Genomic DNA, 21,119 nt, shown 5'->3' on the forward strand with positions numbered 1-21,119 from the left:
CGCATCAATGGGTATGTTCGGCGCTGGCTTTACCCTGCTCCGACTTGACGATAAAGCTGCCGGGGCCGGCGTACTTGCTACCGGCCTTCAGGCCCTTCACGACCTCGACCACCTTGCCGTCGGTGCGACCGAGGGTGACTTGTTGCGGGAGGAATCCACCCGGCACGCGGACGAAGATGGTCGGTTTGTCGTCGACCGTCTGGATGGCATCCGTCGTCACGGCAACCGGGACGTCGGCCTGGCTTGCCACGATTTCGACGTTCACGAACAGACCTGGACGCCAGGACATGTCCGGGTTCGGCAAGGAGACACGCGCCTTTGCGGTACGGGTTTGTTCTCCGAGCAGGGAGCCCACAAAGGAAATCGTGCCGGCCGCTGTCGCGTCGAACGCGGTGGCCTTCATCGTCACCTTTTCACCGACTCGCACCATGTTCAGGTCTTTTGCCGGCACAGCTACTTCGGCCCACACCGTCGACAAGTCCGAGATTGTGAAAATGTCGGCATCCTCCTTGATGGCTTCACCCAGGGAGATGTGTTTTTCCATGATCATGCCGTCAAACGGGGCGCGAATTTCGTAGCTGCTGAGCGAACCCTTGCCATTGGTACTGGCACCTAATGCGGCGAGTTTTTGCTGGACATTGCGGACGGCGATTTCTGCCTCGTGCATGGCTTGTTCTGCCTGCAGGTAGTCCTGTTCCGCCGAGATTTTGTCCTGCCACAGCTTCTTTTCACGTTCGTAGGTCGTCCTGGCTAACGCGAGCCGCTTCTGCGCCGCCAACAGTTCACTGCGTTGTTCCGACAGTCCGGAGCTGGCAATGACAGCCAGGACCTGTCCTTTCTTGACCTTCTGTCCCAGATTGACATGGACGCTTTCCACGACACCTGCCATTCGCGGCACAACGTGGGCGGTACGGTCTTCGTTGTAGCGAATTTCGCCAGGCAGTATCAATGAACTGTTTATCTTCGCCGGGCCTGCGGAATTGACGGTCACGCCTGCAGCTTTCGCCTGCTCGTCACCCATCTCGATGGTTCCTTCGGCCTGTTCAAATGTGAACAGATAGGGTTCCGTGCGGGTTTGCGCCGCAACTGTGGCTTCAAATACATGCGGCTCAGCCACGGGCGCAGCGCTCTTCAGGTAATCCTTCTCCGGCGTGAATGCCAACTCCTGCTTTTCGCCGTCCGGGCGCGTGAGGGTTATCGACACCTTTGCCGCATTGGGCGCGAGCGGCTTTTCCTTCTCGAACAGGTAAACGTGGAACCGTGGTTCGCCGCCTTCCTCGTTCAGGGCGACTTCCAGACCGAAGTCGCCTTCGGTGAATAGTTTGCCCCCATGCGGTCCTTTTGCCTGCTCTTCCTCGTGTCCGTGTTCATCGCCATGCTCGTCGTGATCGCCTTTTTCGGCGTGCGCATGCTTGTTGCCGTCTTTTTCTTCGGCGTGCTCGGCATGACCACCGTGCCCGTGTCCGTCTCCAGCGGGTTTTGCTTTCCCCATCGTCATGATAAGCACGCCAAGCAAGACGCCGATGACAACAATGGCGAGGATGGAAAATGACTGTTTCTTCGTAAGATTGGTTTTCATGGTTTGCTCTTAATGCTTGGAGGCAGACATTGGTTCGCCGAGAATGCGATCGATGTCTGCGGCTGCGCGATGCGCTTCGGACAATGCGCGCAGGTATTGGGATTTCGCTTGCAACAAGGTGCGTTGGCCATCAAGTACATCGAGGAAGCCGAACTTGCCGAACTCAAATCCTTTCGCGGCAGCGTCGTATGCGCTCTGGGCTCCCGGTACGACGTCTGTTCGCAATGACTCTGCATCCTGCCGCGCAACGCTCAACTTTTCATAGGCCTGCGCCAATTCGCCGTCCAGACGAATTTCAGTGGCGGAAAGCTCGTCGCGCGCCTTGTCGACACGTCGCAACGACTCCAGCACGTTGCCTTGGTTGCTATCGAACAGAGGTAACGGTATGGAGACTCCGACAATGGCTTGGTTGCGCCCCAACTCTTCGGAACGCTTGACGCCCAGGCTCATCGTCACATCGGGAATGCGGCGGCTGCGTTCGACTTGCGCCAGCGCCTGGCGCCGGTCCACTTCATGGCGTGCGCGTGCCAAGGCTGGAGCACTAACCAAACGTTGGGAAAGGTTGGGGAGCTCTGGTAGTTCTGGCAAGTTGTCGAGCTGTCCATCGGCCTTTTCAAAGCGAGGCGACGGATTACCCCACGTTGCGCTCAACCGCTTGCGCGCCGACACCAACTCGCTACGCGCTTGCGCCAACTCCAGGCGCACACTCGACTCCGCCACGCGCGCCTTGGTTTCTTCCACTGGCGACACCTTGCCGGCGGCTACGCGTTTGCTGGCAATCGTTGTCGCTCGCTGAGCCAGCTCCGCCGACTCCTGGGCAAGTCGCAGGCGTTCTTGCGCGGACAAGACATCGAAAAATGCGGCAATCACGCTGGCACGAACTTCCGCTCTCGTCGCGTTCAATTCGGCTGACGCGGCGTCACGGCCACGTTCCGCAGCACGCGTACGGGCCGAGCGCTTTCCACCCAGCTCGACAGGCTGGCTGAACAAGAGCGTTGTTTCCCGGGTTTCCCGGCGCTTGTCTTCTACGCCGAGCTCCATCGACGGGTTCGGAAGCACATTGGCTTGCAGAACAGAGGCCTCGACGGCTTGCAGTTCGTATTGGGCTGCAGACAAGTCCGGGCTGGACTGCATTGCCAATGCCAGTGCGGCATGGAGCGTTAGCGGGGCTGCCGGTTCCGCTGCGCGGGCTGTGTTCGACCCGGCAGCGACGTAGGTATTACCTGGTACAACAGAAGTAGTTTGCGCACTCCCTGGCAAACTGAATGCCACCAGACTCAGCGGCAAGAGATACCGATACATCAAATTCTCCTGACAAATGGGAAAGAATTTGACGAGACGTCACCTCAGATTTACGTTCTGATAGGCGTGGTAAAGCGTCTCGTCGCGTTATGCGACGAGTTGCCAATTGGGCTTTTGGGGCCCGTCTGGAATGTGCGAGGAATAGAAGTCGGGAAGACGCACTGCGTGCCCGATATCGCCGGGCGGAACGCCGGCAGGGAATGTAGTCAGAAAAGATGCCTGCGCAGAAAACTGGCAGACGCCGCAGTCACTGTGGACTTTATTAACCTTGCCTTGGTCGTCCGAGTCGCCATCCACGGTTTGATGCTCGTGGGGGTGGTGGCCAGGATGCGATGCCTGCACTTCCTTTTCATGCTCGCAATACGCTGCTGCCGCTGCCCAAGTGTATTGGAGCGGCAGAATCGCAAGCAGCAGGATGAGAAGGAATTTTTTCACGGGCCAAATAATAGCATTGAATTCTTGCTCCTTGACCTGCAAGAAATCGATAGATCCACCAATGATCAAGGCGTGAGGTGGATGGCAATACGAATGGCAAGGCGGGCATGCCCTTGCCTGCAGAACCGGCCATGGCTGCCGGATTGATCTGTTGGGTTCGGAAAGGAAAACGGGCCGCGTATTTGCGGCCCGAGAGGGAATGCCTTGCGTATCGAACGCTATCCGATGCAAGAGAAGGCTGCACGGCCTTCTCTTGCGAAAATCCGAATCAGGCGTGTTCCTTGATGAATGCACCGATCTTCGGGCAAATGATTTCGCGCCAGCGGCGGCCGGAGAAAATCCCGTAGTGCCCGCACTTTTCCGCAGTGAAGTGCTGTTTTTTGGATTCCGGAATGCTGGAGCACAGGTCCTGCGCTGCCTGCGTCTGGCCGGAGCCGGAAATGTCGTCCAGTTCGCCTTCAATGGTGAACAGGGCGACGTTCTTGATGTCCTGCGGCCGCACCAGCTTGCCTTCGACTTCCCAGGTGCCAAGCGGCAGGCGGAATTCCTGGAAGATGATCTTGATCGTTTCCAGATAATAGTCGGCATCCATGTCGAGCACGGCGTTGTATTCGTCGTAAAACTTGCGATGCTCCTCCGCCGAATCGTTGTCGCCTTCCCGCAGGTGCATGTAGAAATCCCAATGGCTCTGCGCATGGCGTTGCGGATTCATCGCGACGAAACCGGCGTGCTGCAGGAAGCCCGGATAGACCTTGCGGCCGAAGCCTGCATAGTTGGCCGGGACGCTGTAGATCACGGTGTTTTCAAACCAGGAGAACGGCTTTTCCGTTGCCAGGTTGTTGACCTCGGTCGGCGATTTGCGCGGATCGATCGGGCCGCCCATCATCGTCATGGACTTCGGCAGTTTCGGGTCATTGGCGCTGGCCATCAGGGAAATGGCGGCGAGCACCGGCACGGTCGGCTGGCAGACCGAGATCACGTGCAGGTCAGGGCCGAGGCGACGGATGAAATCCTGCACGTAGTAGATGTAGTCATGCAGATGGAATGCGCCTTCGGCGACCGGCACCATGCGCGCATCGGTCCAGTCGGTGATATAGACGTCGTGATCGGAAAGCAGGGCGCGCACGGTATCGCGCAGCAGGGTGGAATGGTGTCCGGACAGCGGCGCGACCAGCAGCACGACCGGCTGATGCAGGTTGGCGAGCTGCTTGTCGCTCATGTCCTTCTTGAAGTGAATCAGGCGGCAAAACGGCTTTTGTTCCGCGATTTCTTCATAGACACCGACGGTCTTGCCGTTGACGGCGACGGACCTGATGCCGAATGCGGGTTTTTCGTAGTCCTTGCCGAGGCGGTACAGCAGTTCGTAGCCGGCAGCGATGCGCTGCGCGAAGGGCGTGTGCGCGAGCGGTGAAACCGGATTCGTGAAGAGCTTGGCGGAAGCCTGCGCCCATTGGATCATGGGATTGAGGAAAGTACGGTTCAGTTCATGCAGTTGGTAAAGCATTGTGGCCTCTTTCAAGTGGTGCCTGTATTGAGTGATTCTCCAGCGAAACAATTATTGCTGCAATGCATCACATGCAATTTTCGGCATTTCCATGAAAAAATATTCTTGTGTTTCCATGTCTGTTTTCCAACCTTTCCGCAATCAGTGGACTGGCGCGCATTGGTATGTTGCCAATCAGTAATTTTGAAAATTACTGATTGGCAACATACCATGAATGTCGCGCCATTGCGCAAGATCGCTTGAACCGCTGATACTCCTTTCATCCGGCCATGTATATACATGTATATGGGAGCGTGCCATGTGAAAAACAATTTCATGGCTGCACCATGTGAACGCGATAGAGCATGATCCATGCCGGGAACTGCATCATGCATGTTTGTTCGATATCACAAGTTCAGCGATAATCCTGCCCTAATGTGTGTTCCATGCATTGAATTCGCGCAATTCTCATCCAAAAATCCCGATGACGTGGTCGATAGGCAATAAGCTCAAAAGCAAGGCGTGGGCAGCGATTTTTGTGCTGCTCATGCAGGCGTTGCTGCCTGCCGTCAGCTATGCCACCGCATCGAGGGGCGGCTTCCTGGCCGAAGTCTGCACGGCGTTCGGCATCAAGAAAATCGCGTCACCGGACAGCGATTCGCCGGACGGAATGGCGATGCAGCAGCATTGCCCCATCTGTTCGGTCGCGCAGATGCTCGCGTTGCCGAACAGTCATGCGGCGTTGCCTCTGCCTTCATCCATTGCGTTTGAAATTCCCCAACAGGTCGATAGCCAGGAGTATGCGGCTGTCCGACTGTCTCCCTGGTTGCGCGGTCCTCCTGCCTACGCCTGAGTTCTGAATCCGTCCGCCCCTGCGTGATGCAGCCGGATGGTTTGGCGTATCCGCACTTGCGATGCAGGTCGCGGATTTTTGAGTCCTGTCATTGATCTCGACCGGCGCGCTGCTGCGCTCCGTGCTGCGGATCATGGCGGACCGATTTCGGGATGGCGAATCGGCGAGTACACGCAAGTACGTGGTGCCGCGCGACGCTCTTTCCCGAAAGAACTTTCCGTTCTGGCGGAAGACCATGCACACATTCAACAAGAATATCTTCACGCCCCGGCGCTCGTTGCTGGCGGCTTCCCTATCCTCCGTTTTTGCCGCTTCCGCGCTGGCGCAGGGCGTTGCAACCGACAAGGCGCTGGAGCCGGTGGTTGTGACCGGTACGCGCTCGCCGCTCGATCCCAACCTGCCGACCACCACCGAAACCAGGACTGCCGATCAGTTGCGCGAACAAAACTTCGTCAACGTGGAGGACGCGCTCAAGTACATGCCGGCCACCACGATTCGCAAGCGCTATATCGGCGATCGCAATTCCCTGATCGGCGGACGCTCCTTCAGCGAACTGCAGGCGCCGCGCGGGCTGGTGTATGCGGACGGCTATCTGCTGTCGCAGTTTCTCGGCCAATTCAACGCGCCGCGCTGGAACGTGGTTGCGCCGGAGGAACTGGAGCGTATCGACGAGCTGTACGGCCCGTTCTCCGCGCTGTATCCGGGCAACTCGATCGGTACCACGGTCGTGATGACGACGCGGCAACCGCAGAAGTTCGAGGGTTCGGCACGCGTGCAGTACTTCACCCAGGATCTCGACGACGCCGGCTTTTCCGGCACCTACCGGGGCAATCAGGAAAGTCTGTGGCTGGGAGACAAGATTGGTGGCTGGAACTACACGATCAGCGCCAACCGGCTGAAAAACAGAAGCCAGCCGATGCAGTACGTGACGCTGCAGACGCCGTCGACTGCACCCGGTACTGCCATTCCAGTGACCGGTGTGTTTGCGACGCTGGATCCGACCGGCAAGCCGTGGCTGCTGGCGGGACCGGCCGGGAACAGCGGCGGCATCGAAGACAACACACAGGAACAGGTCAAGCTCAAGATGGGCTACGATTTTTCGCCTACCTTGTATGGAGAGGCGTTATACGTTTACTGGCGCAACGAAGGCAAGCGCAGCGGTGCAAGCATTCTGCGCGACGCCGCCGGCAACCCGGTGTATGCAGGACTGGTGTCGATCGACGGCGTGCGCTACAGCATTCCCGCGAGCGCCTATTCGCCGCAGAACGTGGAAGAGGGGCATGGCATGTTCGGCTTGCAGCTCAAGACGAAGAACAGGACCGGCTGGAACGCGTCTGCGGTGGCGACGATTTACGACATCAGCACCGATCTGACACGCTCCTCGACCACGCCGCCGCCGGCAGCCAATGCAGGTGGAGCGGGCACCTACGCCGACAACAGCGGTACCGGCTGGAAGACACTCGACCTGCAAACGACGTACACGCCGGGCAAGGACGAGGCGCACGCGCTGGCTTTCGGCTATCACATCAATCGCTACGACTTGCGCAATCTCACCTTCAATGCGGATGACTGGCTGAATGGCGGGCCGACCACCAAACTCTCGACATTCCTTGGCAAGACCAGCTTGCAGGCCTTGTTCGCGCAGGATACCTGGAAGCTTTCGCCACAGTGGCTGACGACGCTGGGCGTGCGCTACGAGCAATGGAGAGCGATGGATGGCCGGCGCGACAGCGCGACTGCCAGCGTGGCGTATCCCGGCCGTAGCGAATCGGCATGGTCGCCCAAGGCGTCGGTGTCGTGGCTGCCCGGCGGCGACATGGTGGTGAAGGCGTCAATCGGCAAGGGTGTGCGCTTTCCGACGGTGGCGGAATTGTTTCAAGGGACAATCGTCGGCAACACGCTGGTCAACAACGATCCGAACCTGAGGCCGGAACGTTCGCTGGCGAAAGAGTTGACGATGGAAAAGGGCTTTGAATTTGGTGCGACCAGCGGTTCGTTGCGTGCATCCGTGTTCGAGGATGACGTACGCGACACCATTCTCAGCCAGACCAATACGCTGATATTTCCCAACGTGACCAATGTCCAGAACATCGACCGCGTGCGCACGCGCGGGGTCGAATTGTCGGGAACGGCGAACGATGTCGGCATCAAGGGTTTCGACCTGACCGGCAACATCACCTACGCGCATGCCGTCACGCTGGAGAACACCAACAATCCGGCGACCGTGGGCAGGAACTGGGTACGTGTGCCGCGCGTGCGCGCCAACCTGATCGGCAGCTGGCGACCGAACGAGCAATGGACCACCAGCCTCGCGGTGCGCCATTCGGGGCGGCAATACAACACGCTCGACAACAGCGACATCAATCCGAACACCTATGGCGGCACCTCGACCTATACGGTGTGGGATGCGAAGGCGACCTGGCGTTTCACGAAGCAGATCGATGCGTCGTTCGGCGTCAACAATCTCACGAACCGGAAGTACTACGTCTTCCACCCCTATCCCGGCCGCACATTCGTTGGAGAACTCCATGCAAGTTTTTGATCAGAACCGCCGCACCGCCATTGCCGCCGGCCTCGCTGTCTTGTTCGGCCTGGCGCTCCCGGCCATGGCGCATGATGGGCCCCACCAGGCCGGTGGCACGAAGCCTGCAAAGGCGGGGGAATTGGGCGCCTCGGCCGCGATCGATGCGCAGGGTCGGCTGTGGATCGTCAGCAAGGAGACGGCAGGGGCCGACCAGTATGTGGCCGTGCAAACATCCATCGACATGGGACAGACCTGGTCCGCGCCGCGCCGCGTGCAGCAGCAGCCGGAAGCGGTATCGGCGGAAGGCGAAAATCGGCCGAAGATCGCCTTCGGCAGCAAGGGCGAAATCTACATCACCTACACCAAACCGCTGGCAAAGCCCTATACCGGCGACATCCGATTCGTGCGCTCCACCGACGGCGGGAAAACCTTTGCGCCGCCTGTCACCGTGCATGCGAACCGCGACCTCATCACGCACCGTTTCGAGTCCCTGATCGTCGACCGGGAAGGGCGGCTCTACGTCGCCTGGATCGACAAGCGCGATCTGGAGGCCGCCGCTGCGCGCAAGAAGAAATATGCCGGCGCGGCGTTGTACTACGCAGTGTCGGAGGATGGCGGCGCGAGCTTCAAGGGCGATTACAAGATCGCCGATCACTCCTGCGAATGCTGCCGCATCGCGCTGGCGCTCAATCCGCAAGGTCGGCCGGTCGCGTTGTGGCGGCACGTGTTCGAGCCCAACGTGCGCGACCATGCCTTGATCGAGTTGACGCCGGACGGCAAGCTGGCGCCGCTCACGTCAATGAAGCGCGCCAGCTTCGATGACTGGCGTGTCGATGCCTGTCCGCATCAGGGACCGGCGCTGGCGATTGCGGCGGATGGCACGCGGCATCAGGCCTGGTTCAACGTGAAGGATGGCGAAGGCGGCGTGTTTTATGCCGCCACCGATGCTTCCGGCGAACTCGGCAAACCAATCCGGCTCGGGTCGGCGCAGGCGGCGCATGCCGATGTGGCGGTAACGGGAAAGAATGTCCTGCTCGCGTGGAAACAGTTTGACGGCAAGTCCACCGCCATTCTCGGCAAGCTGTCGAACGACGGCGGACATACCTGGCAGGATCGCGAACTTGCGCGCACGCAAGGGGCATCGGATCAGCCGCGCTTGCTGAACACGCCGTCGGGGTTCATGCTGGTATGGCACACGCAGCACGAGGGTATGCGCACGGTCTTGTTGAAAGGGAGGCAATGATGGCAAGAAAGCTTTGCCACACGGGCATCGGGTTTCTGCTGATGCTGTGCGCGCTGACCGCGCATGCGGCGCAGGCGATCCAGGCATTTGAAGCGGACAGCATGGCGCGCCTCGTCGAGAGCAGGAAGGGGCAGCCGTTCGTGCTGATCGTGTGGTCACTGGATTGCACCTATTGCCAGCAGAGCCTCAAAACCCTGGCCGAGGAAAAGCGCAAGCGCAAGAACCTCCACGTCGTCACGCTGGCGACCGATGCGCTGGACGATCCGCAAGCCGCTGCATTGATGAAGAAGAAGCTGGCCGCTGTCGGCATGCGCGGCAATGCGTGGGCGTTTGGCGCCGCGCCGCCGGAGCAGTTGCGTTATGCAATCGATCCGAAGTGGCATGGAGAAATCCCCCGTACCTACTGGTTCAATGCGCGCGGCGAAAGCGTCGCGCACTCCGGTGTGGTAACGGCGGCAACGATAGAGAAGCTGATGGCGCGTTGAGAGGCCCGGTGCGCACCGTCATTCAGCGGTGGATGGACACAACGCAATTTGAGAGAGAAAAAGGAGACTGGCATGAGCATTTTGCGAATCAACGAATTTCGCGCGCACGAAGGCGGTGGCGACACGCTGCGCGACCGGCTCAAGGTTTTCGTGCCGGCGATCAAGGCATCGCTCGGCTGTCTCTCCTGCGAATTGCTTCAGAGTCAGAAGAATCCGGCGCACATCGTGCTGCTCGAAGTGTGGGAAAGCGCCGAGGCGCATCAGGCGTCGCTGAAGAACATCCCGCCGGACGAGTTCAAGGAAACGATGAAGCTGGTTGCAGTGCCGCCGACGGGGGAGTACTACGATTACACGTGATCGGCCAGGCGGATTCGTCCGAGCCGACAATGCAGCGACGGCATGCCTCGGTACGGCTTGCGCCAGACGCAAAAAAGCCCGCAAGCCTTTCGGCTGCGGGCACAAATCCAACTCTTGGAGAGAGTAGGCAAACATCGTGACGAGCGACGCGTCAATCGAATCAGCGTCTCTCTCGAATTCTGGCGATCATGCGCAACGATTCGGTCATGCATCCATGAACCACTGCCACAACATGTGCGCACCAAAGCGCAGCACGTCGATCGATCGCCCGAAGTATAGGCAGTGCGACCGACATGAAAAAGCGTGAATCACACAATGCATCATTGCTGATTACGAACCAATCCCGAGCAGTCGTCCTGCTGAATGCGTGCGAAGGGATGCCGCCACGGTGTCACGCTTACCACCCGCCGCCGAGCGAACGGATCAGCGCGACCGTCGTTGTCGCCCGTGCGCCGCGCAACTGCACTGCGCTGCGTTCGACCGTCGCCAGATTGCGCTGCGCATCCAGCACGTCGAGGTAGCCGGAGCGTCCCGCGAGATACAGCTTGTTCGCCAGTTCCGCCGAACGCCGTGCCGAGGCCACCGCGTCATCGATCGACTGCGCCTGTCCTGCCAGCGTGCGCAGGCCGACGAGGTTGTCTTCCACCTCGGCGAATGCGGCCAGCACGCTTTGCCGGTAATCGGCGACCGATTCTTCCAGTGCGGCTTCGCTGCGCGCGATGTTTGCCTTGTTGCGGCCGCCGTCGATGATCGGCAGCGACAGCAGCGCGCCGACCACCCAGGTGCGACTGCTCCACATGAACAGGTCGGCGATGTCCTCCGACTGGTAGCCGCCCGCACCCGTGAGCCGGAGAGCGGGGAACATGGCCGATCTGGCGACGCCGATGCGGGCATTGGCGGCGATCATCGCGCGCTGCGCGGCGGCGATGTCGGGACGGCGCTCCAGCAGCGCGGAGGGCAGGCCGGCCGGGATGCCCGGCAATACTGCAGATTCAGGCAGCGGATTGTTCTGTGCACTGAACGCGGCGGCCGGCTTGCCGAGCAGCACCGCCAGCGCGTGTTCCAGCAATGCGCGCTGACGTTCCATCGCGATGGCGTCGGAGCGCGTTGTCGACAGTTCCGTCTTGGAGCGCGCCAGATCGAGTTCGCCGAGATCGCCGAGATCGTAGCGGCGCTGGTTGATGCGCACATTCTCCTCGCGCAGGCGCACCGTCTCGTTGAGTACGGCCAGTTCGCCGTCAGCGGCGCGCAAGCGGAAATAGGTCTGCGCGACGTCCGCCTGCAGCGCCAGCAGCACGGAGCGGTAGGTCGCTTCGCTCGCCTGCGCATCCGCTTGCGCGGCGCTGATGTTGTTGGCGACGCGGCCGAACAGATCGACTTCATAGCTGGCGGTGAGGCGTCCCTGCCATGCCGTCACCGGCACAACCGCGGTATCCTGCGACAGGCCGAGCGAGACGGGCGAGCCTCGCCCGCGCTGCCCGCTGAATTCCACTCCCACGGTCGGGATGCGGTCGGCTTCGGCCACGCCCGCCAATGCGCGCGCCTGCTTCACGCGTGCTGCAGCGGTTGCGAGGTTGGCGTTGGCGGTGGTTGCGTCCTCGATCAGCTTGTCGAGCGTGCTGTCGTTGAATGCCTTCCACCATTCGCCGCGCGGCTGGGCTTCCGCCGGCTGCGCAGGCTTCCAGCGGGCGGACTCCGTCACGGCGGCTTCCTTGTATCCGGACGGCACGTCGAGCTCCGGTGCGCGCAGTTCGGGTGCCGCGCATCCGGCGAGGACCAGCGCGGCCACTAATGGCATCAATGAGGGCGATGCAAATTTCAGCAATGGATTTGTTTTCATTTTTTGCAATCCGTTCAATTTTTCATCAGCGGCCATCACAGCACCTCGTTATGCGTGGCGGGAATTGCCGGTGTGGATTTTTCGAAGCGCTTGGCGAACGTGCGCAGCAGCACGTAGAACACCGGCGTCAGGAACAGGCCGAAGAAGGTCACGCCGAGCATGCCCCAGAACACCGCGACACCCATCGCGTGGCGCATCTCGGCACCCGCGCCGGAGGAGTACACCAGCGGCACCACGCCCATGATGAAGGCGATCGAGGTCATCAGGATCGGGCGCAGACGCAGACGGCATGCTTCGAGCGCCGCCTGCACCACGGTGCGGCCATGGTCTTCCAGCTCGCGTGCAAATTCCACGATCAGGATCGCATTCTTCGACGCCAGGCCGACCAGCACGAACAAGGCGATCTGCGTGAAGATGTTGTTGTCGCCGCCGGTGAACTTGACGCCGAGCAGGGCGCACAGGATCGACATCGGCACGATCAGGATCACGGCCAGCGGCAGCGTCCAGCTTTCGTATTGCGCGGCGAGCACCAAGAACACCAGCAGCACGCACAGCGGGAACACGATCACCATCGTATTGCCGGCCAGGATTTCCTGGTAGGTGAGGTCGGTCCATTCATATGTAACGCCCTTGGGCAGAACTTCCTGCGCGATCTTTTCCATGATCGCCTGCGCCTGTCCGCTGGAAACGCCCGGTGCCGCGCCGCCGTTGATGTCGGCGGAAACGTAGGCGTTGTAGCGCTGCACGCGGTCCGGGCCGTAGCTGTCCTTGACACGCATCAGCGACGACAGCGGGATCATCTCGCCCTTGTTGTTGCGCACCTTCAGCTGCGCGATGTCTTCCGCATGCGAACGGAACGGCGCGTCAGCCTGGACCTTCACCTGGTAGGTGCGGCCGAACTGGTTGAAGTCGTTCACGTACAGCGAGCCGAGGTTGATCTGCAGGGTCTGGTAGATCGTCGACAGCGGCACGCCGAGCTGCTTGGCCTTGGTGCGGTCGATGTCGGCGAACAGCTGCGGCACGTTGATCTGATAGCTGGAGAAAATGCCTGCCAGCTCCGGCGTCTGCCATGCCTTCATCTGAACTGCCTGTGTCGCCTTGTACAGTTCGTCGTAGCCGAGGTTGCCGCGGTCTTCGATCATCAGCTTGAAGCCGCCAATGGTGCCGAGACCGTTCACCGGTGGCGGCGGGAACACCATGATGAAAGCGTCCTCGATGCTGCCGAGTTTGGCATTGATCTGCTGCGCGATCGCGCCGCCCGACAGCTCCGCCGACTTGCGCTCATTGAACGGCTTCAGGCTGACGAAGACGATGCCGGAGTTCGGCGCATTGGTGAAACCGTTGATCGACAGGCCGGGGAAGGCGATCGAATCTTCCACGCCCGGCACCGATTTCGCGATGTCGGACATGCGGCGGATCACCGCATCGGTACGCTCCAGTGAAGCGGCGTCCGGCAATTGCGCGAAGCCCACCAGATACTGTTTGTCCTGCGCCGGCACGAAACCGTTCGGCACCGACTGGAACACGAACACGGCGGCCACTGCCAGCGCAGCATAGACTGCCAGCGCAGCAGTCTTGCGGCCCAGCACGCTCTTGACGCCGCCTTCGTAGCGATCGGATGCGCGATGGAACATGCGGTTGAACCAGTTGAAGAAGCGGCCGAATACCTTGTCCATGCCGCGCGTCAATGCATCCTTCGGCGCATCATGCGGCTTCAGCAGCGCGGCGGCGAGAGCCGGCGACAGCGTCAGCGAGTTGAAGGCAGAGATCACCGTCGAGATCGCAATCGTCAGTGCGAACTGGCGATAGAACTGACCCGACAGACCGGAGACGAAGGCGATCGGCACGAACACCGCGCACAGTACCAGCGCAATCGCGATGATCGGGCCGCTGACTTCCTTCATCGCCTGCACCGTCGCGTCTCGCGGCGACAAACCGTTCTGGATGTTGCGCTCGACGTTTTCCACCACCACGATGGCGTCATCGACGACGATACCGATCGACAGCACGAGGCCGAACAGCGTCAGCGTATTGATCGAAAAGCCGAACATCAGCAGCACCGCGAAGGTGCCGACGATGGACACCGGCACCGCCACCAGCGGGATGATCGATGCGCGCCATGTCTGCAGGAACACGATCACCACCAGTACCACCAGCGCGACAGCTTCGAGCAGCGTCTTGATCACGGCGTTGATCGACTCGCGCACGAACTGCGTCGGGTCGTACACCACGCTGTATTCGACGCCTTCCGGGAAGTCCTTTTTCAGTGTTTCCATCGTGGCGCGCACGTCCGACGACAGTTGCAATGCATTTGCGCCCGGTGCTTCGAAGATGCCGATCGCGGCAGCGGATTTGTTGTTCAACAGCGAACGCAAGGCGTAGTCGGTGGAGCCGAGTTCGACCCGCGCCACATCCTTCAGCAGCGTGACCGAACCGTCCGCGCCGGTGCGCACGATGATGTTGCCGAATTCCTCTTCCGATTGCAGACGACCTTGGGTGTTGACGGTGAGCTGGAACTCGGCGTTCTTCGACGGTGCCGCGCCGATCACGCCGGCGGCCACCTGCACGTTCTGTTCGCGGATCGCGTTGACCACGTCGCCGGCGGTCATGCTGCGCGCCGCGACCTTCTGTGGGTCGAGCCAGACGCGCATCGCATAGTCGCCCGCGCCGAACAGCAGCGTTTCGCCCATACCGGGAATGCGCGACAGTTGATCCTTGATGTTCAGCACCGCGTAGTTGCGCAGGTACACATCGTCATAGCGGCCGTTGGGCGAGGACAGGTGCACCACCATCGTCAGGTTGGGCGAACTCTTGGCGGTGGTCACGCCGATCTGCCGTACTTCTTCCGGCAGGCGCGGCAAGGCGCGCTGTACGCGGTTCTGCACCTGCGTTTCGGCCTGCTCGACGTTGGAACCGACCTTGAAGGTGACGGTCAGTGCCAGCGCACCGTCGGAGGTCGCCTGCGATGACATGTACAGCATGTTCTCGACGCCGTTGATCTGTTCTTCCAGCGGCGCGGCGACGGTTTCCGCAATCACTTTCGGATTGGCGCCCGGATAGACGGCGCGCACCACCACCGATGGCGGCACCACGTCGGGATATTCCGATATCGGCAGCTTGAACAAGGCCAGCACGCCGGCCACGAATATGAGGATCGACAGGACCGCCGCGAAGATCGGGCGGTCGACGAAAAATCTGGAGAAGTTCATTTGTGTTCTCTCTTGGTGTTTTGCTGAACGTCGTGTCGTTGCCATTGTTCCGGCAATAGACCGGACTTGCCCGGGGAATGCCGGGGTTGCTCGCGGTATGACACTGGCTTCCGGCTTGCCGGAATGGTGACGCTGCTTATTTGTGCATGCTATTGCTGCCTACGGTCAGCCTTGCATCAGGACTTCGAAGCGGCGGTATCGGCCTTCACTTCCGCCTTGGGCGCGGCCTGCGGCTGGTTCTGGTCGGCATCCATCGATACCATCTGCGCCGTGACCGGCGCGCCGGGGCGAACGCGCTGCAAGCCGTTCACCACGATTTTTTCACCCGGCTTGACGCCGTCGCGCACCACGCGCAAGCCATCGACCACCGGACCCAGTTTGACCGCGCGATACTCGGCCTTGCCATCGGCAGTGACTACATACACGAACTTGCGGTTCTGGTCGGTACCGACTGCGCGATCGCTGATCATCGCCGCATTGCTCGCGCCAGCCATGCCGTTGCCGCTGGCCAGCTGCACGCGGGCAAAGAGGCCGGGCGCCAGTGCATTGTCGGCGTTGGCGAACACCGCACGCATGCGCACGCTGCCGGTGGCCGGATCGACGCGGTTGTCGACGAACTCCAGCCTGCCTTCGTGCGGGAAGCCGCTTTCATTGGCAAGGCCGATGCGTACCGTGACCGGCGTGCCCTTGCGCGCCAACGCACCCACGCGCAGGAACGATTCTTCATCGCCATCGAAGCTGGCGTAGATCTGCTTGTTCGACACCACCGAAGTCAGCACGACGCTGCCATCGACCAGGTTGCCGGTCGTGATTTCCGCCTTACTGACACGGCCGTTGATCGGCGAATGCACCTTGGTGAAGCCGAGGTTCAGCTTCGCCGCCTCGTAGGTCGCCTGGGCGGCGCGTGCGCCGGCTTCCAGCTCCTTCATGCTGGAAGCCTTTTCATCGGCTTCGCGCTGCGCGATGGCTCTTTCCGCAACCAGTTTTTCGGCGCGCACCAGTTCGATTTTCGCCAGATCAGCCTTGGCGCGTGCTGCCAATGCCGCGGCTTCGGTGCGGCTTGCCTCGGCTTCATACGGGCGCGGGTCGATGACGAACAGCACATCGCCTTTCCTCACTTCGGCACCCGGCTTGAAATTGACCGAGGCGATGAAACCGGACACGCGCGGACGGATTTCGACGTGGTCCACCGCTTCAAGCCGGCCGGAAAATTCCTGCGTCTCCACCACTTGCTTTTCGATGACGGTGGCGGCGGTAATCGGCGGCCCGCCTGCGGGCTGCTGGCCGACTTCCTGCGCAGACGGCTGGCCGCAGCCGGACAGCACCAGTGCTGCGGTGCCGCTCAACAGCAGGGCGGTGGATGCGGAGCGTGCGGCGTGAGTGAATGCGGATACGTTTTTCATGTTGTTTTTCCCCAGCTGGTTATGGATTGTTCGGTAATGCCTTGAATTCATTTACGCACTACATCGATGGATGAAAGTGTTCATCGATGCATGCAATGCCGATTCTGCTGCTCATCGTTTTCTCTCCGTAAAAGAGGTGACGGCCCATTATCAAACCTGAAGTTAGCTTGAGGTCAAGCGGTCGCGGATGTCTGATTCGGTACACGGTGCCGTGCCGCAAGGCGGCAGGTGACTACAGATATTGCAAGCTGACGTCAGCCTCGGGCTTCCCGTAACGGGAAGGTCAAGCACTTTTTGCTGCATCCAGCCCTGCCACGAAGGCGGCGATTTCCTGCAGCACGCTTTCCTTGCGCACACAGCTACATCGCGCATCCGGCTGTTCCAGCTCGATCGGCGGCAGTCGCTTGACGACGGCCCTGATGCCGGCCGCAAGCAGCTTGGCGCCGTACTGTTCCGCCTCGTCGCGCAAGGGATCGTCGTCCGCCGAGAGAATCAGGGCCGGCGGTAAACCCTTCATGCGGCTCGACTGCAGCGGCGACGCATACGGATGGGTGCGGTCAATTGCACGCGGCAGATAGTCGCGATAGCCGGCGGCGCATTCGCCGGCTGCCCGCGCCGCGCCGCCGTCATCGGCAATGGTGCGCATCGAGCAACTGGTCAGGCCGGGATCCAGCATCGGCATGATCAATATCTGCGCAGCCAGTGCAGGACCGCCCCGGTCGCGCGCCATCAACGCAGACACTGCGGCAAGATTGCCGCCTGCCTCGAGGCCTGCGGTAATCAGGTGTTTGCCATCCCAGCCCAGCTTTGCCTTGTGCCTGGCAGCCCACTTCAGCAACGCATGCGCGTCTTCAACGGCTGCCGGAAACGGTTGCACATCGGCCACCGTGTAGGTCGACGCAAGTACTTTGCAACCGGTGATTTCCGCCAGCCCGCGCACGAAGGGATCGATGGCGTCCAGTTCTGAGGTGACGAACCCTCCCGGCGGGAAAAACACGATCAATTTCTGATCATCATGTCGCGCAAGGGCAGGCTCAGGTGTCGGTGTATACAGGCGCGCGTCGAGCTTGTTGCGCTCGCCTTGCACGACCAGCGTACCGACGGTCACTCCATCGGCAACGACATCCTTGCGGCTGCCAGGGTTCATTTGAGAGCCTTGTCTTTCCTTGCGTGAATATCCGCAGCAAAGCGGAATTGCTGCACCCGTTGCATCATGGAGCGAACTATAGCTTTACTCTAGAATGTGAATAAATAGGCAAATTCGGAATTGACTGTTCAGTATTCTGAACAATCAAACAAGGCGGTGTGTGATGGACAAATTGCAGGCGATGGAAATCTTCGTGAAGGTGGTTGATGCAGGCGGTTTCACGCGCGCGGCGGACAGTATGCAGCTGCCGAAGGCAACGGTGTCGACGCTGATACGCAATCTGGAAGCAGGGCTGTCCGTCAAGTTGTTGAACCGGACGACGCGCCAGATCAGCCTGACCGCTGATGGCGCGGCCTACTATGAACGCTGCCTGAGAATCCTGGCGGATGTGCGCGATGCGGAAGAGTCACTATCAAAGACGCATGCCAGCCCGAGCGGGCGCTTGCGGGTCGATGTGCCGACCGGACTCGGGCGGCCGCTGATCATTCCGGCGCTGCCGGCATTCTTCGAGCGCTATCCGGAGATCGACATGGAGCTCGGTTGCAGCGACCGCCCGGTTGACCTGATCGAGGAGGGCGTCGATTGCGCCGTGCGCGTGGGCTCGCTGCCGGATTCGACGCTGATCGCGCGCCGTATCGGCACCGTGCATTCGGTCATCTGCGCCGCGCCATCCTACACGGCGCGCCACGGGCGACCGCAGCATCCGCAGGACCTGATGCAGCATCGCTGCGTGAACTATTTTTCCGCCAAGACGGGCAAGCTGTTCGACTGGGATTTTGCCAAGGACGGCGAACGCTTCCAGTTCAGGCTGCCGGGGCGCATTGCCATCAACGACTCCGATGCCTACACCGCGGCCGCGCTGGCCGGGATGGGCGTGGCGCAGTTGGCGTCGTTCATGATCTGCCCGTACCTGCAGTCCGGCCAGCTGGAGATTCTGCTGGAAGACTGGCGCGTGGACCCGATGCCGATGCATGTGGTGTACCCGCAGAACCGGCATCTGTCGGCGAAGGTGCGCGTATTCGTCGAGTGGATCTCCGAACTGTTTGCCGATCACCCCGCGCTGCAGCTGCATGCCGCGTACTGTCCAAAGGCCGAAGAGGCCTCGGCTGCGTCATCGCTTGCCCTCCAGTCGGTTGCCGAAAGCCGAGCCTGAAATGCAAAATGCCCCGGCCTTCGCAGGCCGGGGCATTTTTCCGTGAGCGCTACCGCTTAGAGCCTATCCCAGTAGGCCTATGCTTCGCCAGGTGATAATGCCGCAGGCGAGATGAAGGAACGCGAGATGGTTCTTCGCCTTCTTGGCCCAACGAATCAGCAAGCCACGAAACCGGTTCAGCCAGCTATGCGTACGCTCCACCACCCAGCGGCGGGCTCTCGTTCCCGTCTGCCGCTGCTGCGCTTCCTCCCCGCGTGACCGGATGTGCGCCCGGTAGCCCAATTCAAGCGCCAACTGCTGGATCTGCGGATAGTCATAGCCCTTGTCCAGGCACAGTCCTTGTGGCCACACCGCAAGCAATGACGGTCGCCCCACTTCCAGCGACTCCAGTGTCGGTCGCGCCAGCTTCATGTCATGGCGGTTCGCACCATCAATGACGATGGCCAGGGGAATGCCGTGTGCGTCCGTCAGCAGGCTGCGCTTGACGCCGCCTTTGCCGCGATCCGTTGGATTGGGGCCGATTTTTTTCCCCACCCAGAGGAGCCTTGGTCATCGCGCCGTCGAGTGACAGCCAGGACCAGTCGATTTCCCGCAACGCCGCTGCCGACAACAGCCCATGCATCCAGAACTCCTCGAACACGCCGGCATCAACCCATTCCTGAAAGCGCCGATGCGCCGAACTGCTGGAACAAATGCCGGTACCGTTCAATGCATTCCACTGGCAACCGGTACGCAACACGAACAAGATCGCATCCATGGCTGCCCGGTCGCAGACACGCGGGTTATGGCAGCCCAGCGGATGTGGCTTGCGTGGCGGTAAAAGCGGCTCCATTTGCGCCCAGAGTCTGTCTGGCAAACGCCAGCCGTCGTCCTGCTTGACCATGCCCATGTCGAACCTCCTTCGCCAACATGCGCTTGGACCACCATTTACCTCGCAATTTCCCTTGCCGACGGCCTACCGGGATAGGCTCTTAGTCGAACACCGGCGTTTCCACGCCAAGAATCTTGTGCAGCTTCGGCGAGGTGGTGGTGTACTGCATGTGGATCTTCTTTTCCGGGAAGATGTACGGCGCGGCACCAAATGCGGCCAGCGCAGCCTCATGGAAGCCAGACAGGATCAGCTTTTTCTTGCCCGGGTAGGTGTTGATGTCGCCCACCGCGAAAATGCCTGGCACATTGGTTTCGAACTTCTCGGTATCGACGACTTTCAATTGCTTGCGCTCGATGTCCAGACCCCATTCGGCGATCGGGCCGAGCTTCGGCGACAGGCCGAAGAACACCAGCAGCATGTCCAGCGGCAGGCGGCGCGTGACGCCGTCGGCGCCGGTCACCTTGACCTCGGACAGCTGGTTATCCTTGGCTTCGAAGCCGGTCACCTGACCGACCAGGAACTGCATCTCGAAGTTCTCGCACAATTCCTTCATCTTCGCGACCGAAGCCGGCGCGGCGCGGAAATCCTCGCGGCGGTGCAGCAGCACGACCGATTCCGCCTTGCCGACGAAGTTCAGCGCCCAGTCCAGCGCGGAGTCACCGCCGCCGCAGATGACCAGGTTCTTGCCCTCGAACAGGCTCGGGTTCTTGACGCGGTAGAACAGCTGCTTGCCTTCGAACTGCTCGATGCCCTCGACCTTGATGGTGCGCGGCTGGAACGAGCCGACGCCGGCGGCGATGAAGATGGTCTTGGTGATGAAGCGAGTGCCGGTGGAGGTTTCGACATTGAAGCGGTTGTCTTCGCGGCGCTCGACCAGCGTTACTTCCTGACCGAGGTGGAAAGTCGGGTCGAAGGGCTCGATCTGCTTCAGCAGGTTGTCCGTCAGTTCCTGACCGGTGCAGACCGGCACGGCCGGGATGTCGTAAATCGGCTTGTCGGGATACAGCTCGACGCATTGTCCGCCCACGCTGGGCAGGGAGTCGATCACATGTGCCTTGATCTCCAGCAGGCCCAGTTCAAAGACCTGGAAGAGGCCGACCGGACCGGCGCCAACGATCACTGCATCGGTTTCGATGGGGCCCTTGCCTGCGTTGGACGCGGTATTCGGAGTGGATGCGCTGATGCCGTTGCCGGTTTCCATACGACTGTCGAGTTCCTGTTTCATTTCAAGTTTT

Annotated in this window: 16 protein-coding genes; 6 read left to right on the plus strand and 10 right to left on the minus strand. The window is 60.8% G+C overall.

The annotated features are described in order from the left end of the window. Nucleotides 1-4 precede the first annotated feature (4 nt). The 4 genes from D3870_RS04890 to D3870_RS04905 form a co-directional block, all read right to left on the minus strand. Entirely contained in the window at nt 5-1,579 is a 1,575-nt protein-coding gene (locus tag D3870_RS04890) for an efflux RND transporter periplasmic adaptor subunit (protein WP_119737147.1), read from the minus strand. A 9-nt stretch (nt 1,580-1,588) separates the two neighbouring features. Further along, nucleotides 1,589-2,881, minus strand: coding sequence for a TolC family protein (locus D3870_RS04895; protein WP_119737149.1), 1,293 nt, complete (start codon nt 2,879-2,881; stop codon nt 1,589-1,591). An 87-nt stretch (nt 2,882-2,968) separates the two neighbouring features. Then, nucleotides 2,969-3,385: a hypothetical protein gene (locus D3870_RS04900; RefSeq protein ID WP_242489868.1), complete on the minus strand. Its 417-nt coding sequence runs from the start codon at nt 3,383-3,385 to the stop codon at nt 2,969-2,971. Between the two features lie 199 nt (nt 3,386-3,584). After that, a complete protein-coding gene (locus D3870_RS04905) occupies nt 3,585-4,820 on the minus strand; it encodes a polyhydroxyalkanoate depolymerase (protein ID WP_119737151.1) in 1,236 nt (411 codons plus the stop codon). Nucleotides 4,821-5,283: 463 nt separating this feature from the next. Between D3870_RS04905 and D3870_RS04910 the strand changes: the two genes are divergently transcribed. The 5 genes from D3870_RS04910 to D3870_RS04930 all read left to right on the plus strand — a co-directional run bounded on the left by D3870_RS04910 (nt 5,284) and on the right by D3870_RS04930 (nt 10,261). Beyond that, complete coding sequence (locus tag D3870_RS04910) at nt 5,284-5,652, plus strand: DUF2946 domain-containing protein (protein ID WP_119737153.1); 369 nt, start codon at nt 5,284-5,286, stop codon at nt 5,650-5,652. A 133-nt stretch (nt 5,653-5,785) separates the two neighbouring features. Next, nucleotides 5,786-8,194, plus strand: coding sequence for a TonB-dependent receptor (locus D3870_RS04915; RefSeq protein WP_147375710.1), 2,409 nt, complete (start codon nt 5,786-5,788; stop codon nt 8,192-8,194). Continuing rightward, on the plus strand, nt 8,181-9,419 hold the full coding sequence (locus D3870_RS04920; RefSeq protein ID WP_119737156.1) for a sialidase family protein: 1,239 nt from the start codon (nt 8,181-8,183) through the stop codon (nt 9,417-9,419). Before D3870_RS04915 ends, D3870_RS04920 begins: the two co-directional genes overlap by 14 nt. Next, complete coding sequence (locus tag D3870_RS04925) at nt 9,419-9,904, plus strand: TlpA family protein disulfide reductase (protein ID WP_242489869.1); 486 nt, start codon at nt 9,419-9,421, stop codon at nt 9,902-9,904. The genes D3870_RS04920 and D3870_RS04925 overlap by 1 nt, the downstream gene beginning before the upstream one ends. Nucleotides 9,905-9,976: 72 nt before the next feature. Further along, nucleotides 9,977-10,261, plus strand: a complete 285-nt coding sequence (locus D3870_RS04930; protein WP_119737160.1) for a putative quinol monooxygenase — start codon at nt 9,977-9,979, stop codon at nt 10,259-10,261. A 397-nt stretch (nt 10,262-10,658) separates the two neighbouring features. On the opposite strand, the gene D3870_RS04935 is transcribed toward D3870_RS04930, so the two are convergent. The 4 genes from D3870_RS04935 to D3870_RS04950 form a co-directional block, all read right to left on the minus strand. After that, entirely contained in the window at nt 10,659-12,101 is a 1,443-nt protein-coding gene (locus D3870_RS04935) for an efflux transporter outer membrane subunit (RefSeq protein WP_119741692.1), read from the minus strand. 35 nt (nt 12,102-12,136) lie between these two features. Beyond that, a complete protein-coding gene (locus tag D3870_RS04940; RefSeq protein ID WP_119737162.1) occupies nt 12,137-15,310 on the minus strand; it encodes an efflux RND transporter permease subunit in 3,174 nt (1,057 codons plus the stop codon). A gap of 176 nt (nt 15,311-15,486) precedes the next feature. Beyond that, a complete protein-coding gene (locus D3870_RS04945) occupies nt 15,487-16,713 on the minus strand; it encodes an efflux RND transporter periplasmic adaptor subunit (RefSeq protein ID WP_119737163.1) in 1,227 nt (408 codons plus the stop codon). Nucleotides 16,714-16,996: 283 nt separating this feature from the next. Beyond that, entirely contained in the window at nt 16,997-17,860 is an 864-nt protein-coding gene (locus D3870_RS04950; RefSeq protein WP_119737165.1) for an alpha/beta hydrolase, read from the minus strand. 163 nt (nt 17,861-18,023) lie between these two features. On the opposite strand from D3870_RS04950, the gene D3870_RS04955 reads away from it, so the two are divergent. After that, a complete protein-coding gene (locus tag D3870_RS04955) occupies nt 18,024-19,013 on the plus strand; it encodes a LysR family transcriptional regulator (protein WP_119737167.1) in 990 nt (329 codons plus the stop codon). Nucleotides 19,014-19,076: 63 nt separating this feature from the next. Here D3870_RS04955 and D3870_RS04960 read toward each other — a convergent pair. After that, a protein-coding gene (locus D3870_RS04960; RefSeq protein WP_199710509.1) for an IS5 family transposase occupies nt 19,077-19,902 on the minus strand; the annotation gives its coding sequence in 2 pieces (ribosomal slippage) (nt 19,077-19,532 and nt 19,534-19,902; 825 coding nt in all). A gap of 82 nt (nt 19,903-19,984) precedes the next feature. Continuing rightward, nucleotides 19,985-21,085 carry an NAD(P)/FAD-dependent oxidoreductase gene (locus D3870_RS04965; RefSeq protein ID WP_242490038.1) on the minus strand — a complete coding sequence of 367 codons (1,101 nt, stop codon included), beginning with the start codon at nt 21,083-21,085 and terminating at the stop codon, nt 19,985-19,987. Nucleotides 21,086-21,119 lie beyond the last annotated feature (34 nt).

The organism is Noviherbaspirillum cavernae, from assembly GCF_003590875.1.
In the GTDB taxonomy this organism is placed as follows: Bacteria; Pseudomonadota; Gammaproteobacteria; order Burkholderiales; family Burkholderiaceae_D; genus Noviherbaspirillum; species Noviherbaspirillum cavernae.

Excerpts from the sequence above, each read along its gene's own strand:
- D3870_RS04890 (WP_119737147.1), bottom strand. The coding sequence starts at position 1,579 with ATGAAAACCAATCTTACGAAGAAACAGTCATTTTCCATCCTCGCCATT.
- D3870_RS04895 (WP_119737149.1), bottom strand. The coding sequence starts at position 2,881 with ATGTATCGGTATCTCTTGCCGCTGAGTCTGGTGGCATTCAGTTTGCCA.
- D3870_RS04905 (WP_119737151.1), bottom strand. The coding sequence starts at position 4,820 with ATGCTTTACCAACTGCATGAACTGAACCGTACTTTCCTCAATCCCATG.
- D3870_RS04910 (WP_119737153.1), top strand. The coding sequence starts at position 5,284 with ATGACGTGGTCGATAGGCAATAAGCTCAAAAGCAAGGCGTGGGCAGCG.
- D3870_RS04915 (WP_147375710.1), top strand. The coding sequence starts at position 5,786 with ATGGCGGACCGATTTCGGGATGGCGAATCGGCGAGTACACGCAAGTAC.
- D3870_RS04920 (WP_119737156.1), top strand. The coding sequence starts at position 8,181 with ATGCAAGTTTTTGATCAGAACCGCCGCACCGCCATTGCCGCCGGCCTC.
- D3870_RS04925 (WP_242489869.1), top strand. The coding sequence starts at position 9,419 with ATGGCAAGAAAGCTTTGCCACACGGGCATCGGGTTTCTGCTGATGCTG.
- D3870_RS04930 (WP_119737160.1), top strand. The coding sequence starts at position 9,977 with ATGAGCATTTTGCGAATCAACGAATTTCGCGCGCACGAAGGCGGTGGC.
- D3870_RS04935 (WP_119741692.1), bottom strand. The coding sequence starts at position 12,101 with ATGAAAACAAATCCATTGCTGAAATTTGCATCGCCCTCATTGATGCCA.
- D3870_RS04940 (WP_119737162.1), bottom strand. The coding sequence starts at position 15,310 with ATGAACTTCTCCAGATTTTTCGTCGACCGCCCGATCTTCGCGGCGGTC.
- D3870_RS04945 (WP_119737163.1), bottom strand. The coding sequence starts at position 16,713 with ATGAAAAACGTATCCGCATTCACTCACGCCGCACGCTCCGCATCCACC.
- D3870_RS04950 (WP_119737165.1), bottom strand. The coding sequence starts at position 17,860 with ATGAACCCTGGCAGCCGCAAGGATGTCGTTGCCGATGGAGTGACCGTC.
- D3870_RS04955 (WP_119737167.1), top strand. The coding sequence starts at position 18,024 with ATGGACAAATTGCAGGCGATGGAAATCTTCGTGAAGGTGGTTGATGCA.
- D3870_RS04965 (WP_242490038.1), bottom strand. The coding sequence starts at position 21,085 with ATGGAAACCGGCAACGGCATCAGCGCATCCACTCCGAATACCGCGTCC.